Origin of the sequence: Mycobacterium terramassiliense (genome assembly GCF_900157385.1) — a bacterium.
Taxonomy (GTDB): domain Bacteria; phylum Actinomycetota; class Actinomycetes; order Mycobacteriales; family Mycobacteriaceae; genus Mycobacterium; species Mycobacterium terramassiliense.
In genome coordinates this window covers 792,623-808,827 of sequence record NZ_LT717699.1, presented here as the reverse complement: position 1 = coordinate 808,827, position 16,205 = coordinate 792,623, and the positions used below count along the sequence as shown (strand labels likewise).

Here is a 16,205-nt window from a genome sequence, read left to right as displayed (position 1 = left end):
GGATTACCTATCAAACCCCTGACCCGCCGCTAATCTGTCGCGCAGGGTTTTCGGCCGTATATCCGTCCAGTTCTGTTCGATGTAGTCCAGGCACGCCGCGCGGTCCGCTTCGCCGTACACGACCCGCCAACCGGCGGGAACATCGGCGAAGGCCGGCCACAGACTGTGTTGTTCCTCGTCGTTGACCAAGACGAAAAAAGTGCCGTCGTCATCGTCGAACGGATTAGTGGTCACCGCGTCTCCAGACCGTCTACTGGACATGGGTATAACAAGTTCTAAACCATACTGGAGCCCCACAGAGCTTGTCTAAGCCTTCGGGGAATTTGTGGTAGCGGTCCGATCCGCCCACACCACTGCATCGGCGACGTTACCTAGGCGAACGATAGGTATGGTTTTCGCGCGGTTCTTCTACCTGCGGTTTGCGGAGCGGCCGTCCTTCCACCCGCCTCCGACGCCGCGTCGCCGTGACCCGCGGCGACTCGCCGGACGGTGTTGGCATATTCGCCGTCCCCGGCGCCTCGGGCATCTCCGCCGCGACGACGCCGGCCTTGGTCGCCTTCCGCATCGACCCCACTCACCCCCTGCGGCGCCGGCGCAACACCGAGGTCCCATCGGCACGACCGACCGGCCGCTGTGGCCCTACGCCACCGTGCCGGCGTTGGATCGCGGTCTGCACACACCTAATCCATCGAGTGCCGAAAAGATGCGGCGCCGCGCCGCGGGTGGCTCGTGCGGTCCGCCGAGCGACTCGCTCTCGCCGCGGCACCTTCGGATGGGCGCACGGGCCCGTCGCGCGCACTGCCGTTGGCGTGATGATGGTGACCGCCTAATTCCGTCGGCGCGAACCGAACGCCGGGGCGCCGGCGGCCGCCCCGCCCAACGACGGCGCCCTCAGAACTTCCGAGGACGGAGCAACGATCTTTGAGATGGCCCACATCGACACTACTGTGTGGACATCGCAATTTAGCGAGGCCGTGGCCGCTGCGCCCGCGGACCGTTCGAGGTGAATTGGAGGCATCTGGACAACATGAATTATGACGCCTAACGCGGGAAGGTTGAGCCGCTACCCGACGCTAGCCGGTCGTGTAGCATGCAACCTGATTGGGCGGCACGTTGGGCCGGTGTATTCCGAATCAAAATATCCACAATAAAGACACCATGTGACCGATCATGGGTCAAAGTAGATCCGGTTGGGGCGACATAATATGGACAACCATAGCGAACCTTCGGCGCAGGTTGAATCGAAGGATAATTCACCAGTTGCAATGTCGGAGCACCTCGCTGACGACCTACTTTCCACCACCGCCGGTGGCTGGAAAAGTTTCTATAATTTGCTCAGTCGCCGGCTAGAGGACGCCGGGGTCGCCGATTCATCTTTTTTCCTCAATTATGGGTACTGCTCGCTGGGTTCGGACGACGAATCCGCGTTCACCATCCGATCGGGAACTTTCAACGCCAACTCGGTCCGGCTGGTGTTCGAAGTCATCGGTTCGGTTGACCTCAATGACCGCACAGTCGTCGAAATAGGGTGTGGGCGCGGCGGCAACGCCGCCCTTGTCGCCGAGAAGTTCAACGCTCAGGTGATCGGCATCGACATGTCCTCGGAAGCGATCGCTTTCTGCAGCAAAACGCACGTCAGGCGTCCGATCGACTTCCGGGTCGGCGATGCGCTGAATATTCCCCTACCCGATGCGTCCTGCGATGCCATCATCAACGTCGAGTCCTCGCATTCCTACGGGAATCTGCCAAAATTCCTGGGTGAAGTTCGCCGGATTTGCCGGCCCGCGGGATGGTTTTTACACACCGACTTTTTAAGCCCCGAAGACTGGGACCAAGTGAGGATGCGTTTGAAGCGATCGGGCTTCGTCACCGAAAGCGACCGGGATATCACCGGTAACGTGCTGGCCTCGCGCGATCAAGCGAGCGATACCTGGGCTGAGGTTTACGGCGACAGAAATGCCCGTGTCGCGAACTTCCTCTCCCTGCCCGGGTCCGCGATCTACGAACAGATGCGGGCCGGCTTGTTGGAGTACCGGATACTGAGGTCTCAACTGCGCGCCGAAGCCGCGTAGGGTCGCCCCGGCCGCGCTGCGACGCCGAGCCTGCCTCGGTGGCGGTGTGCGCACGCTGGCCTGAATTCCCACGCGCGCGAACGCCGACCCCGGACCGGCCGATCCTCGGGTTGATTACGTGGGCTCGGCCAAACCGACCGAATCCGCCTTATCCGACTCTGGCACCTGACCGGCCAGGTACTCGGCCAGCGACCCGATGGTCGGGTAGTCGAACACCGCGGTCGCGCTGATCGTGAACGCGCCACCGAACTGCGGAAGCAACCGGTTGCTGAATTCGACCGCCATCAGCGAATCGGTCCCCAGCTCCAGGAACCGGCTGGTCGCGGCCGGCGGTTGCGCGAGCCTCAGGAAATTCTGGACTTCGTACCGCAGGTACTCCGTGAGGAAGCTGCCGCGCTCCGCCTCGGGGACCTCGTGCAGTTGCCGCAACAACTCGCTGTCGCCGCGTGCCGCCGTGACCGCGCTCGGCAGCACATGGTCGAGCATCGCCGGGCGAGTGGCGCCCAGCCCCTTCGCGGCGCGCTGCCAATTGGCCTTGATGACGGTTGCCTGCCCGGTTCCGTGGGCGACAATCTCGTCGAGCGCGTTGAGGGCGGCAGACGGTTCCAGCGGGATCAGGCCTTGCGCACTGAGATTGGCGCGTGCGGCGTGCGAGGTGGCCATGCCACCCTTGGCCCACGGACCCCAGTTGATGGCGGTCGCGGGCATGCCCTGGGCCCTGCGCTCCGCAACGAGCCCGTCGAGCAGCGCGTTGGCGGTCGCGTAGTTGGCCTGCCCGGGCGAACCGATCACGCTGGAGGCCGACGAGTAGACGATGAAGAAATCGAGATCGTCGTCCTTTGTGAGCCGATCCAGATGGCATCCGCCGAAGGCCTTGGGCGCCAGCGCCGTCCGGAAGCTTTCGGGGCTCTGCTGCGGCAGCAGCGCATCGTCGAGGACGCCCGCCAGGTGCGCGACCCCCGCCAGCGGCGGCAACTCCGCCCGGATCCGTTCCAGCACCGCCGTGATCTGCGCTTCGTCGCCGACGTCGGCGGCGAAGATGTGGATGCGGGTTCGGTAGCGCTCCGTGATGTCGTCGATCGCCCGTTGCGCGTCGGCATCGGGCAGGCGCCGACTGGTCAGGACGATGTCACCGGCCCCGAGCTGGGCCAAGTGGGCCGCGGTGTGCAGACCCAGTGCACCGAGGCCGCCGGTGATCAGGTAGCTCCGATCCCCGCGCGGCTGCAGCGGTTTGGGCATCTGCAGCACGATCTTTCCGATGTGTCGAGCCTGCTGCATCCGGCGGAACGCGGTCTTCGCCTCGGTCACCGGGTAGACCTCGGCGGCGATCGGCCTCAACTCGCCCTTGGCCATGCTGTCCGCCACCTCGGCCAGCAACTTCCCCGTCCGTTCGGGTTCGTGCTCGATGCACGCGTCCAGCGCGATGATCTCGTAGGCGATATCGGGACGGGCCGCCGCCATCTGCTCCCGAGTCCAGATGTCGCGCTTGGCGATTTCGGCGAACCGGCCGCCCTGCGCGGTTGCCCGCACGGTCGCCGCGATGAACCCTTCGTTGGTGAGGCTGTTCAGCACGACGTCGACGCCGGCGCCGCCGGTGTCGGCCAGGATCTGGTCCGCGAAATCCGTGCTGCGCGAGTCGTAGATGTGTTCCACGCCCATTTTGCGCAGCGCCGCCCGCTTGTAGGTGCTGGCGGTGGCGAAGACGGTCGCGCCCCGGTGTTGGGCTATCTGGATCGCGGCCAGCCCCACGCCACCACTGGCGGCGTGAATGAGAACACGGTCACCGGGTCCGACCTTCGCCCAGTCGAAAGCGAGCCGGGTCGTCAGCGCCCCGGCGGGTATGGTCGCCGCTCCCACCGCGCTCACGCCGTTCGGCACCGGCGCCAGGAACTGGGCCGGCACATTGACCCGGGTGGGGAACCCGCCCGGCATGAAGCCGAACACCCGCTGGCCTACCTCGAATCCGCTGACACCGGCGCCCAATTCGGTAACGACGCCGGCGAGGTCGCCGCCGCCGACCCGCCCCGGGTCGCCCGGATAAAGGCCGAGCACGTTCAGCACGTCCCGGAAGTTGAGGCCCGAGGCCTCCACCCGGATCTGCACCTCGCCGGCGCTCGGCGGCGGCACGTGCGTCTCGACCAGGTGCAGGTTGTCGATGGCGCCGCGTTCGGTCGGCTCCAGGTTGTAATCGGTCGCGCGGGGTACCGGCAGCTGGCCGCTGCGCGCCCATGGCAGTAGCCGCGGCACCAGGTACTTTCCTTGTCGCAGCGCGATTTCGGGTTCGTCGGCGGGTGCGCCGAGCAGGCCGGCCAACGAACGCACGGCGTCGTCGGCTCCGTCGCAGTCGACCAGCCTGCAGCGCAGGCTCGGCTGCTCGGTGATGACGGTCCGTCCGAAGCCCCACAGCGCCGACTGCGCCGGGTCCACCGACTCGCCGGGCTCGGTCGCGACGGCCCGTTCGGTGACGATCCAGAGCCCACCGGTGAGTTTCAGGTCTTGCTGGGCCAACAGCGTTCGCACGACCGTGAGCAGCTCATCGATCTCGGTCTCCAGCCGCGCGGCGAATTCGGCGCCCGACTCTTCCGCCTCGGGCCTCCCGGGGCTGCGCCAGACGACGCCGGAGACGGGCACACCACGCTCCTGAGCCTCGGCGAGCGCCCGCTTCCAGCGCTCCGCATCCGTCGAGGCGCGGTCCAAGGAGACACAACCCGGCACGTCGGCCGCCAGCTCGTCGAACCCGGCGATCAGCCAGGTGCCCTCGCCCTTCCCGGCGCCGCCCGGTGCCGGCGCCGGCACTTCCTCCCAGCCGAGGGTGTACATGTTTCGGGTGGCGTCGCCGCCGAGCCCGCGCAGCAACGCCTCCCGCGGCGCGCGTTTGACTGTGAAGTCGCGAATCTCGCCCAGCTGGCGACCGTCACGATCCACGAAGTCGAGATCGAACGCCTGCGTTTCGCTGTCGAGACCGCCCCGCTGCCACCGCGCGCGGCAATAGAACCGTCGTGGCATCTCGTCGTGGAGCACCACCCGCCCGTACCGCAGCGGCAAGAACAGATCGGCCAAACCCGCGCCATCTTCGGTCGCCGCGAGCGCCGCCTCCAAGGCCGGGAAGGCGATTCCGGTGCACAGGTCGAGCAGCACCGGGTGGATCGGCTCGGCGCCGAGTTGTTCGGCGAGCTCGTCGCCGATGGCGATATCGCCGACCGCCTCGCCGTCACCGGCCCACAGCGATTTGAGCGAGGTGGACCAGGTGGGACCCCAGGCCAGCTCCATGTCGGCGAAGGTGTCGAACAGCTGCTGCGGACGGGTGCGGGCCAGCCGCTCGCAGGCCGCGTCGATGGATTCCGTCGGCTCGAGTGCGGGCTCGTCGTCGGCACCGCTGACGATCCGTCCGTCGGCGTTCAACGACCACTCGGCGTCACGGTCACCGAACGGGCGGCTGTGTACCTGGAAGGTCCAGCCGCCATCGACCGGATGCACCGTCAGCTGCACCTCCCGGGAGGTTTTGTCGCCCAGGATGATCGGTTCGTAGAAGAAGACTTCGCGCACCTGCGCCGGCGCTCCGACCGTGGCGAGGGCCATCGCCGCGTACGTCGCACCCGGAACGACCACGGCGCCATAGATGACGTGATGCGCCAGCCAGGGCTGCGTGTTGACGGACCACCGACTGGTGTAGACGGAGTCGCCGGAGGCGAGATCTTTAGCGCTCCCGAGGATTCCGGAGCCGGTGGCACCATGCCCGTCGATGCCGCGGATGTCGGCGTTCTTCGGCCAGAACCGACGCCGCTGGAAAGCATAGGTGGGCAGTTCGAGTTTGCGGCGCGGCAGGTGGTGCAGCGCCGCGAACACGGGCCGATGGCCGCTGACGTAGGCCGCGGCCAGCGCCTCTGCCATCTGACTCCGGGCATCGGCATCCCTGCGCAGCGACACGATCGGCCGCGGAGCGGCCGAGGATTCCGGCCAGGCCTGCATGGCAGCGTTGGTCAGAACCGGTTGCGGACCGATCTCCATCAACACTGAGCAGCCCAGCGCCGCCACGGTTCGCACGCTTTCGGCGAACTGCACCGGCTGGCGGGAATGCCGCCGCCAATACTGGCCGTCGAGCGGGGTTTCCGCGGTGAGGAGCGCGCCGGTCCGGTTGCACACCAGGGGCAGGGTCGGAACGGCGAATTCGAAATTGCTTGCGTACGATTCGAATTCGTCGAGCACCGGGTCCAGCAGCTCGGAATGGAAGGCATGACTGGTGTCCAGCCAGGTGCAGCGCACCCCGTCGCCGGTCAGCTTGGCGACGATTTCCTCCAGGTCCGCGCCGGGACCCGACAGCACCGTGTTGGGGCCGTTGTAGGCGGCGACCGAAATGCGCGGGAATTCTTCGGCGACGCCGTCGACTTTTTGCGCGTCGGCGAACACCGCGACCATCCGCCCACCCTCGGGCAGACTGCCGAACAGCCGGCCGCGTTCGGCGATCAGGCGCGCGCCGTCCTCGAGGCTGAACACTCCGGCCACGCACGCCGCGGCGTACTGGCCCACGCTGTGCCCCAGCACCACGTCCGGCTCGATACCCCAAGACTGCCAGAGCCGCGCCAGGCCCATCTCGACGGCAAATAGCGCCGGCTGAGCAAAAGAGGTGTGCCGCAGGGTTTCTCCGGCATCGCCGTCAGTGTCGAACAGCACCTCGAGCAACGGACGCGGGAGCATCGGATCGACCGCTTCCGCGCATCGCCGCACTGTGTCAGCGAACACCGGCTCGGTGTCGAACAGTTCACGCGCCATTCCGGGGTACTGGCTACCCTGACCGGTGAACAACCACGCCGTCTTCGGTGGGTCACCACACACGCCGCGCACCGCGCCCGGTTCCAGCCGGTTCTCGGTCAATCCGGCCAGAAGCTCGCGGGCCTTGTCGACCGAATCCACGACCAACGCGGCGCGGTGTTCGAAGTGCGAACGCCCCACCCCGGCGGTGAAGCACACGTCGGCGATATCGGCCTGCGGGTGTTCCTCCAACCAGGCCCCATACCGCTGCGCCAACGCCTGCAGCGCCTCCGGTGATCGCGCCGATAGCGGCAACACGCCGATCGGTTCACCTTCGGTGCCGGGCGCCGGTGACACGGTGGTGTCGGGAACCGCGTCGCCTTCCGAGGTGACGTCCGCCGTCGCGGTTGGCGACGGGGCCTCCTCGATCAGGACGTGGGCGTTCGTGCCGGAGAACCCGAACGAGCTTGTCCCGGCGCGCCGTGGCCTGCCGTTGGCGTGCCACGGAATCGGCTGGTCCACCACCCGGACCGGCAGAGAGTCCCAGGGAATGTTCGGCGACGGGTTCTCGAAGTGCAGGTTTTGCGGAAGGACCTCGTGCTGCAACGACAACACGACCTTGATCAGACCGGCGATCCCCGCTGCCGACTCGAGGTGGCCGATGTTGGTCTTGGCCGATCCGATCAGCAGCGGCCGGTTCGGGTCGCGGCCGGCGCCATAGGCGGCCGCGGCGGCCTGGACCTCGATCGGGTCGCCCAGCGAGGTGCCCGTGCCGTGCGCCTCGAGGTAATCGACGTCCCCGCCGACCAGACCGGCGCGAGCCAGCGCCGCGGCGATAAGCCGTTGCTGTGCACCGCCGTTCGGCACCGTCAGACCGCTGGAAGCGCCGTCCTGGTTGACCGCGCTGCCCCGGATGACCGCGCAGATCTGATCGCCGTCGCGCTGCGCATCGCTGAGCCGCTTGAGCACCAGAATCCCGCAGCCCTCGCTGCGTGCGTAGCCGTTCGCGGCGGCGTCGAAGGTCTTGCATCGGCCGTCGGCGGCCAGCATTCTGGCGCGCGCGGTGGCAACGATGGACGCCGGGCTCACCAAGACGTTCACCCCGCCGGCCAGCGCCATGTCGCAGTCACCGGAATGCAGGGCCTGGCAGGCCTGATGGACGGCCACCAGCGAGGCGCTGCACGCGGTGTCCACCGCCATCGCCGGCCCCTCCAGCCCGAGCGCGAACGCCACCCGGCCCGCGATGACGTTGAGAGCGTTGCCGGTGATGAAGTGGGCCTCGATGGTCTCCACCGAGTTGGCGTTCAGCAGCTGTGAATACTCGTTGGCGGCCACGCCCACGAACACGCCGGTTCGACTGCCGCGCAACGCCGCAGGCGCATACCCGGCGCGTTCCAGTCCCTCCCACGCGATCTCCAGCATCAATCGCTGCTGCGGATCCATCCACACGGCTTCGCGCGGGGAAATACCGAAGAACTCCGGATCGAACCCGTCGATGCTTTCGAGGTATCCGCCGTAACGGGTGTAGATCTTGCCCGGCGCCTCGGGATCCGGGTCGTAATACTCGTCGACGTCGAAGCGGTCATCCGGGATCTCCCGGATCGCGTCGACACCGCCGGACAGCAAATCCCAGTAGGCCTCGGGGTCCGGCGCACCCGGAAAACGGCATGCGACCGCGACGATCGCGATCGGCTCGTCCGTGCGCGTCGTCACCGCGGTCGCCACCGGCGCCGGCTGCGCCGCCGCGCTCGCGGCCGCCGGTGCGTTGAGGTTCAGGACGTCATTGAGGAGGAAATTCGCGACGTCGGTGACGCGCGGGTAGTCCATCGCCAGGGTCGACGGCAGCTCCGAGCCCACCGCCCGCTCGAGCCGGCGCCGCAGTTCGACGGCCATCAGCGAATCCATGCCGAGGTCGAACAGCCCGGCCTCCTCGCGGACCTCCGAGGGGTCGATGCGGGTCACGTCCGCGACGGCGTCGCGCAGATAGTCCACGACGAGTTTCTTGCGCTGCTGCACCGGGGCCGCGGTGAGCCGGTCCACCAATTGCGTGGTCCCAGACTCCGACGGCGCCTGTGCGGACTCGGGCACCTCACGCTGCAACTGCGTGAAGAATGCGCGCTTCCCCGCCATCTGGTAGAGCGGCAGGAAGCCGGCCCAGTCGATCCGGGCCACGACCCCGTGGGATACGCCCTTGGCCGAAGACGCCATCAGTTCGGCCATCCCCGCCAGTGCATCGGCCGGCGACAATGGCCGGACCCCACGCTTATCCAGTTCCGCGCGGGCGGCCTCGTCGGCCATGCCCGCCGCCAACCACGGACCGAAGTTGACGCTGATCCCCGGAACGCCCTGCTCACGCAGCCGCCAGGCCAGCCCGTCGAGGAAGGCGTTGGCCGCGCTGTAAGCCGTCTGGCCGCCGGCACCCCATACCCCGGCGATCGAGGAGGTGCTGAGGAAGAAGTCCAGTTTGAGGTCCGCGGTAGCCTCGCTCAAATTCCAAGCGCCCCAAACCTTCCCGGCGAACACCCGATCCACTTCGGCGTCATCCAAGGCTTGCAGGGGGGTCGTGCTGATCTCGCCCGCGGCATGCACGACGCCGGCCAGGGGCGGTAGTTCCGCCCGCACGGTGGCCAGGATGTGGGCAACATCGTGCGGGTTGGACACGTCGGCCGTGATGACCCGGAGTTCGGCGCCGGTCTGTTCGCGTATGGCATCGATGCGCCCCTGCGCGGCGTCGCTCGGTGCGCGCCGGCTGGTCAGCACGAGATGCCGGGCTCCGTGCGCGGCCAGATACGCGGCGACTTCCAGTCCGATCGCGCCCAGCCCGCCGGTCACCAGATACGTCGCGTCATCGCGTAGCGCCAGCGGCGTCCCGGCGGGCTGCCCCGCGCGCCGAGTCAGCCGGGGAACGTAGACCGCCTGGTCCCGAAGCGCGAACTGGTCTTCACCGGTCGGTGTCGCCACCAGCTGGTCGACCAGACGGGACCACACCCCGCCGTCCAGGGCGCCGCCCGCGGCCAAATCGGCCAGGCCGCCCCACAGTCGGGGGTGTTCCAGCGCGGCGGCGCGACCGAATCCCCACAGGCAGGACTGTGCCGGTGACACCTTGTCCGCGCCGGTGACCCGTTGTGCGCCACGGGTTATCAGCCAGATGGGTGTGCGCAGTTCTGCCGCGGCCGCGGCACCGAACAGCCGCCGGGTTCCGCTCAGGACTTGGTGTTGCATCCGCAGCAGCGATTGCGTCGACGGCGAGGTGTCCGATCCGAGGGCCGCGAGATGCAGGATACGCAGCGCCGGTTCGTCCGCCGACGCGGCGCGCAACGCGTCTTTGAGCCGATCCGCGTCGGCGTCGGACACCGGCAGACCCACGATGCTGGTCCGGTGCCCACGCGCGGTGAGCGCGTCGACCAACGGCTGAACCGCCCCGGCGTCGTCGCTGACCAGGAGCCACGCGGTGCCCTCGCCGGCCGTCGCGGCCGGGGCTTTGGCGGCCGATTTCTCCCAGCGGATCTCGTAGCGGGACTCCGCGATGGATTGGGCATTACGCTGCTGATTGTGTTCTGCCGCAAGCTGTTTCAGTACATCGAGGGCCTGCGGGTTAGTGTTCCCGCCGCCCAGCAGCGCCGCGAGCTCCTCGATCCGGCCGTCCTCCAGGAGCCCGACGGCCTGGGTCCGCGTGGCCGAGGCCTGATGGGAGGCATGGGTGGGCGCCACCCGCTGCTCACGGAACCAGTACTGGCGGTGCTGGAACGGATAGGTGGGCAGGTCGAGCTTGCGCGCGGTCACCGGCGCCAGGGCGGCGAAGTCCGGCCGGTGCCCGACGATGTAGGCGTTGGCCAGGGCCTCGGTGATCTGGCGGTGATCGGCGATGTTCTTCCGCATCGACGCGATCGCCCGGGGCGCGGTGGCCGGGTCCGGCCACGCCCGCATGGCCGCGGCGGTGAGGATCGGCTGGGGGCCGATCTCCAGCAGCATCGTGCAGTGCAGTTCGGCCAGGGTGCGCACGCTCTTGGCGAATTCGACCGGCTGCCGCGCGTGGCGGCGCCAGTAGGCGCCGTCCAGTTTCGCGCTTCTGCCCAGGGCCGCGCCGGTGCGGTTGCACACCAAAGTCTTTTGCGGCGGGCCGAACTCGAACCGATTCGCATACGACTCGAATTCGTCGAGGACCGGATCCAGCAGCGCCGAGTGGAAGGCGTGGCTGGTGTCCAGCCAGTCACAGCGCACACCGTCGCCTTCCAGGCCGGCGACCGCCTGGTCGAGATCCTGCACGGGTCCCGACAGCACGGTGTTGGCGCCGTTGTAGGCGGCCACCGACAGGCTCGGGAACTCGTCGGTCATGCTTTCCACGCGCTCGGGGGCGGCGAAGACCGCGACCATCCGGCCGCCGTCGGGCAGGCTGCCGAACAGGCGGCCGCGCTCGGCCATCAGCAGCATGCCGTCCTCGAGTCCGAACACGCCCGCGACGCAGGCCGCCGTGTATTGGCCGACGCTGTGGCCGATCACCACGTCCGCTTCGAAGCCCCACGACTGCCAGAGGCGGGCGAGGCCCATCTCCACCGCGAACAGGGCGGGCTGGGCGTAGGAGGTTTGCCGCAAGGCGGCGTCGCCGTCGGGGTCGAAAATCACGTCCAGCAGCGGTTTTTCGAGCACGTCGGCGACCGCCGCCGCGCACTGGGTCATGGTCTCGGCGAACACCGGCTCGGTCTCGAAGAGCTCCCGTGCCATGCCGGCATACTGGCTGCCCTGGCCGGTGAACAACCACGCCGTCTTCGGCCGGTCGGCGCACTCCCCGCGCAGCAACCCCGGTGCCGGGCGATCGTCGGCCAGCGCGGCGAGTTGCTCACGCGCGGATTCGGTCGAATTGATCACCAAGGCGGCCCGGTGCTCGAAGTGGGATCGAGCGGCTCCGGCGGTGAGGCAGACGTCGGCCAACGACGCGTCCGGGTGGTCGGCCAGCCAGCTGCCGTAGGCCTTGGCGAGCTCCGCCAGGGCAGCCGGGTTGCGCGCCGAGAGCGGCAACAGGCTGAACCGCCGGTCGTCGGACGGGGCCTCCGGCGCCGCGGCGCCGGCTTCGGGCGCTACTGGAGCTTCCTGGAGGATGACGTGCGCGTTGGTTCCGGAGAACCCGAACGAACTGATCCCGGCGATCCGGGGCCGATCGGCGCGCGCCCAGGGCAGCGCCTCGTCCACCACCCGCACGGGAAGCCGGTCCCACGGAATGTGCGGCGACGGCTTGCTGAAGTTCAAGTGCTTGGGCAGCACCTCGTGCTCGAGCGACAGGATCACCTTGATCAGACCCGCGATTCCCGCGGCCGCCTCCAGGTGCCCGATGTTCGTCTTCACCGACCCGATCAGCAGCGGCCGGTCGGCGTCGCGCCCCTTGCCCAATGCCGCACCGGCGGCCTGGACTTCGATCGGGTCACCCAACGAGGTCCCGGTCCCGTGCGCCTCCAGGTATCCCACGTCGCCGGGCGCCACGCCCGCGCACTGCAGCGCCTCGGCGATCACGCGCTGCTGGGCGACCCCGTTGGGCACCGTCAGGCCGCCCGACGCGCCGTCCTGGTTGACCGCGCTGCCCCGGATCACGGCCCGGATCCGGTCACCGTCCCGGATCGCGTCCTCGAGGCGCTTGACGACGACGACGCCGCAGCCCTCGCCGCGCACATAGCCGTCGGCGGCCGCGTCGAAGGTCTTGCACCGGCCGTCCGGGGCCAGCATGTGCGCGTGGGAGAACGTCATCGCGGTCTTGGCGCTCAGCAGGACGTTCACCCCGCCGGCCAGCGCGAGGTCACATTCCCCGAAGCGCAGGGCCTGGCACGCCTGGTGGACCGCCACCAGCGACGAGCTGCACGCGGTGTCGACGGACACCGCCGGGCCCTGCAGCCCCAGCCCATAGCTGATCCGGCCGGCTCCCGCGGCCGACGACGTCCCGATCGCCACGTAGGCCTCGATCTCCTCATAACTCAGCTGTTCGGAGATCAAGCCCAGGTAGTCATGGGTGCCCAGACCCATGAACACACCGGTCTTGGTGTTCGCCAGGGCCGACGGGGCGGTTCCCGAATGCTCCACCGCCTGCCACGCCGTCTCCAGCAGGATCCGGTGCTGCGGGTCGATCAGCATGGTTTCCCGATTCGACAGCCCGAAGAACGGCGCGTCGAACCCCGTTACGTCGTCGATGAACCCGGCGCGGCGGCTGACGATCTTTCCGGGCGCATCGGGATCCGGGTCATAGAACTCCTCGACATCCCAGCGGTCCTGGGGCACCTCCGAGAGCGCATCCCGGCCTTCGCACAGCACATGCCAGAACTCGTCGGCGTTGGCGGCACCCGGGACGCGCACCGCATACCCGACGATCGCGAAGCTGTCGCCCGTGCCCTGCGATCCGCGCACCGGCTTGGGTGTCTCGAGACCGTTCTGCAGATCGGTCATTTCCGACCGCCGATCATCTGCTGTTGCTCCTCGTCGTTAGCCAAGACGAAAAAGCAGCCCCCGCTACCATCGAAGGGATTGATGCTCAACCGCGTCTCCAGACCGTCTACTGAACATGGGTATAACAAGTTCTAGACCATACTTGCTGGGTGAGACGCCTGTCACGCGAATAGGTAACTGAGGCGCCCGTCACGCAGATCGCGGTCGATTCGGTAACGCGGCGCTCTGCCAGTGATCGCGGCGGATCGATCCGAACTCCGTCGATCGGTCCGGCTGCGAGGCATTGCCAATTAAGTAGTGGGAGCTGCCAGGGCGTGCGGTCGGCGACAAGATCGTCTGCCCGATCAGCCGGCACGTTGGGAGCGCGCGAAATCTTCCAGCAGGTCGGCGGCGGCGGCGACGCTCTTGGCGGGGTCGGTCATCAGGGCTGAGAGCTCGCGGGCCCGGGCCACGTATTCCGGGGCGAGGATGGTGCGTAAGTCCGCGACCAGCGATTCCTCGGTCGCGGCCGAAAACCGTCGAGCGGTACCCACCTTCAGGCGCTTGACCCGGGAGCCCGAGAGCATCTGATCGATGTCCGTCGGCAGGATCAGCGTGGGGACTGCCGCGCGCAGGCCCGTGGCCGTGGTGCCCGTGCCCCCGTGGTGCACAACGGCGCGGCAGGCGGGAAAGACGGTCGAGAAATTCACCCCGCCCACCACCTTGACGTGGTCACCACGGGGGACGCCGGTGAAGTCGGTTCCGGCGGCGCCCACCAACGCCCGCTCCCCCAGCCGCTCGCAGGCCGCGCCGATCATGGCAATGGTGTCGGCGGGAGATGCGACCGGGGTGCTGCCGAACCCGAAGTAAATCGGGGGCGTTCCGGCGGCGATCCAGGACGCGACTTCCTCATCGGCGTCCGTCGCCAACCCCAGCGTCAGCGCGCCGACGAAGGGACGTTGACGCTCATATGCCGCCCACTCGGCCGCCAGCCCAGGAAAGAGCGCCTCGTCATAGCCCTGGATTTCCAGCGACCCGCGTTCGGTGATCCGCCGCTGCGCCGATCCTTTTGCCTTCGGTAGGCCCAGTTGGCGGCGCTGGGCTTCCTCGACCTTCTTCGTCGCACGCCAAGACACCCACCAATACGCCGTCACCGCCGCGCGGGCCAGTGGCGCCGGCAGGAGTGCCAGGGTCTGGCCGTTGGGCCGCAGCGGGAAGTAATGCAACGTGGCCAGCGGAATGCCGTAATACTCCGCCACGTTGGCGGCGGCGTCCTCGAAATTGATGCCGGTGAATATGAGGTCGGCCCCGTCCGCCATCGACACCAGCGTCGCGCTCATCTCCTGCCAAGCCCGCAGCAGGGGCCCCGAGATTTCGAGGCGCGACCTGACCAGATCCCGGAGCCGCCAGGGGTGGCTGAAGAAGCAGGTCCAGAACTCGCGGTGCGCGTCCAGGATGGACCCCGCCTCCGGCCCGAATCCGACGGCCGCCACCCCGGCCGCTTCCGTGAAACCGACCAAGTCGGGCGGGACGGCCATGCACACGTCGTGCCCGCGGCGCACCAGCTCGCGCCCGACGGCGAGGTTGGGCTCGACGTCGCCGCGACTACCCCAGCTCGCCAGGACGAATTTCATCGCGCGGCCCACGTTTTGGGGGGCGAATTCACCCGTGGTCCTGGTCGCGCGGACGGGACGGGTCCAACTTACCCAGGCCGGTAATTTCGAGACTGACCGACTTCCGTTGTCCGGCGGCGCCAAGCATGAAAACGATATCGCCGATCGGCGCGCCCAGCCAAAAGCGCCAAAAACGCTTGCCGAAAAACTTCCAGACATAGCTGCCGTCGCCCGCCAACCAATACGCCGCGATCCAGGGCAGGTAGTACGCCACGCGCTTCCAACGCGAGACGACCATCTCGAGGTTCATCTCCATGACTTCCAGACCCCAGGCCCGGTATCGCCATTCCAGCGCGTACCGGCTCTGAAACTCGAAGAACGCCCGCATCTCGGCATTGGTGACGAGGTATTCGTCAAAGACGAGGATCGACCCCTCGATAAAGCGGTCCCTGCAGGTTTCTAGCGCATGCAGGCAACTCTCATAGGTATCCAGATCCATGTGGAAAAGCCGAATCGGGGCGCCCGGTCGGTCGGCCAGGAACGGGGCCAGCGTCTCGTAGGTGCTTCCCTTGATGAACTGGACCTTGCGCCCGAGCGCCGCGGGCACCCCGTCGCGCAGGGTCACCCCGGTGTCGCGCATGGAACGTTGCGCGAGCGGTTCTGACAGTGAAAAGCTTCCACTCTTGATGAGCATCTGGTCGTCCACTTGCCAGTCTTCGACCAGGCCTTCAAACGTGTCGAAGCCATACACCTGCCGGCCGGAAGCGTCAGCCATCAGCCTCGTCGACCAGCCGAGCCAGACGCCCAGATCGAGCAGTAGTTCGTCGGAATCCTGACGGCTGGGTTTAGGCAGGCGCGATGCTTCCCACAACAGCGTGTGGCCCGGAATCTTGCACTTACGCATGCTCGAGAGCGAGCGGGCTATGAACGAGCGGTACGCGTCGTCATATACCGCGGTATCCCGGGAATATAAATTCGGGATGTAGCGGTCGCGGTCCCGATAAACCAGGCGCGCACACAGGAGCAACAGGACAAGCCCCCCGAGCACGGCGAGCAACACCGGCACGAAGTAACACGCCGCGGCCACAACGACCGCGATGACAACGAGAACCGCTTTCCACAGACGGTGAAGAGTCGTCCGGTCCGCTACGGCTGGACTATCGACGGTCGGACTGTCGACTACGCTCACCGGCTCACCTCCGGGTGCTCGGATCGATGCGGCCACGCGCTCCCGCGAACCTTCGCGTGGGCAGGGAAGCCACGGATGACGTCCAGGTTTTCACCCTCACACAGGGCCGCCTTCCGTCGGCTCTAGGACAGCCCAGACAGCCAGGGGCTCCCGATCACGTAATGATTCGCCAACATA

At 67.7% G+C, this 16,205-nt stretch carries 5 protein-coding genes; 1 reads left to right on the top strand and 4 read right to left on the bottom strand.

Translation table 11 applies throughout. From position 1 onward, the window contains the following. Positions 1 to 3: 3 nt before the first annotated feature. Entirely contained in the window at positions 4 to 234 is a 231-nt protein-coding gene (locus MTAB308_RS07885; RefSeq protein ID WP_077098901.1) for an MbtH family protein, read from the bottom strand. A 971-nt stretch (positions 235 to 1,205) separates the two neighbouring features. Here MTAB308_RS07885 and MTAB308_RS07875 point away from each other — a divergent pair. Further along, entirely contained in the window at positions 1,206 to 2,072 is an 867-nt protein-coding gene (locus MTAB308_RS07875; RefSeq protein WP_083746462.1) for a class I SAM-dependent methyltransferase, read from the top strand. Between the two features lie 114 nt (positions 2,073 to 2,186). Here MTAB308_RS07875 and MTAB308_RS07870 read toward each other — a convergent pair whose 3' ends face one another. The 3 genes from MTAB308_RS07870 to MTAB308_RS07860 form a co-directional block, all read right to left on the bottom strand. Further along, positions 2,187 to 13,247, bottom strand: coding sequence for a type I polyketide synthase (locus tag MTAB308_RS07870; RefSeq protein ID WP_077098899.1), 11,061 nt, complete (start codon positions 13,245 to 13,247; stop codon positions 2,187 to 2,189). A gap of 344 nt (positions 13,248 to 13,591) precedes the next feature. Further along, positions 13,592 to 14,860 carry a glycosyltransferase gene (locus MTAB308_RS07865; RefSeq protein WP_077098898.1) on the bottom strand — a complete coding sequence of 423 codons (1,269 nt, stop codon included), beginning with the start codon at positions 14,858 to 14,860 and terminating at the stop codon, positions 13,592 to 13,594. Between the two features lie 28 nt (positions 14,861 to 14,888). Further along, complete coding sequence (locus tag MTAB308_RS07860; RefSeq protein ID WP_077098897.1) at positions 14,889 to 16,028, bottom strand: class I SAM-dependent methyltransferase; 1,140 nt, start codon at positions 16,026 to 16,028, stop codon at positions 14,889 to 14,891. Positions 16,029 to 16,205: the final 177 nt, after the last annotated feature.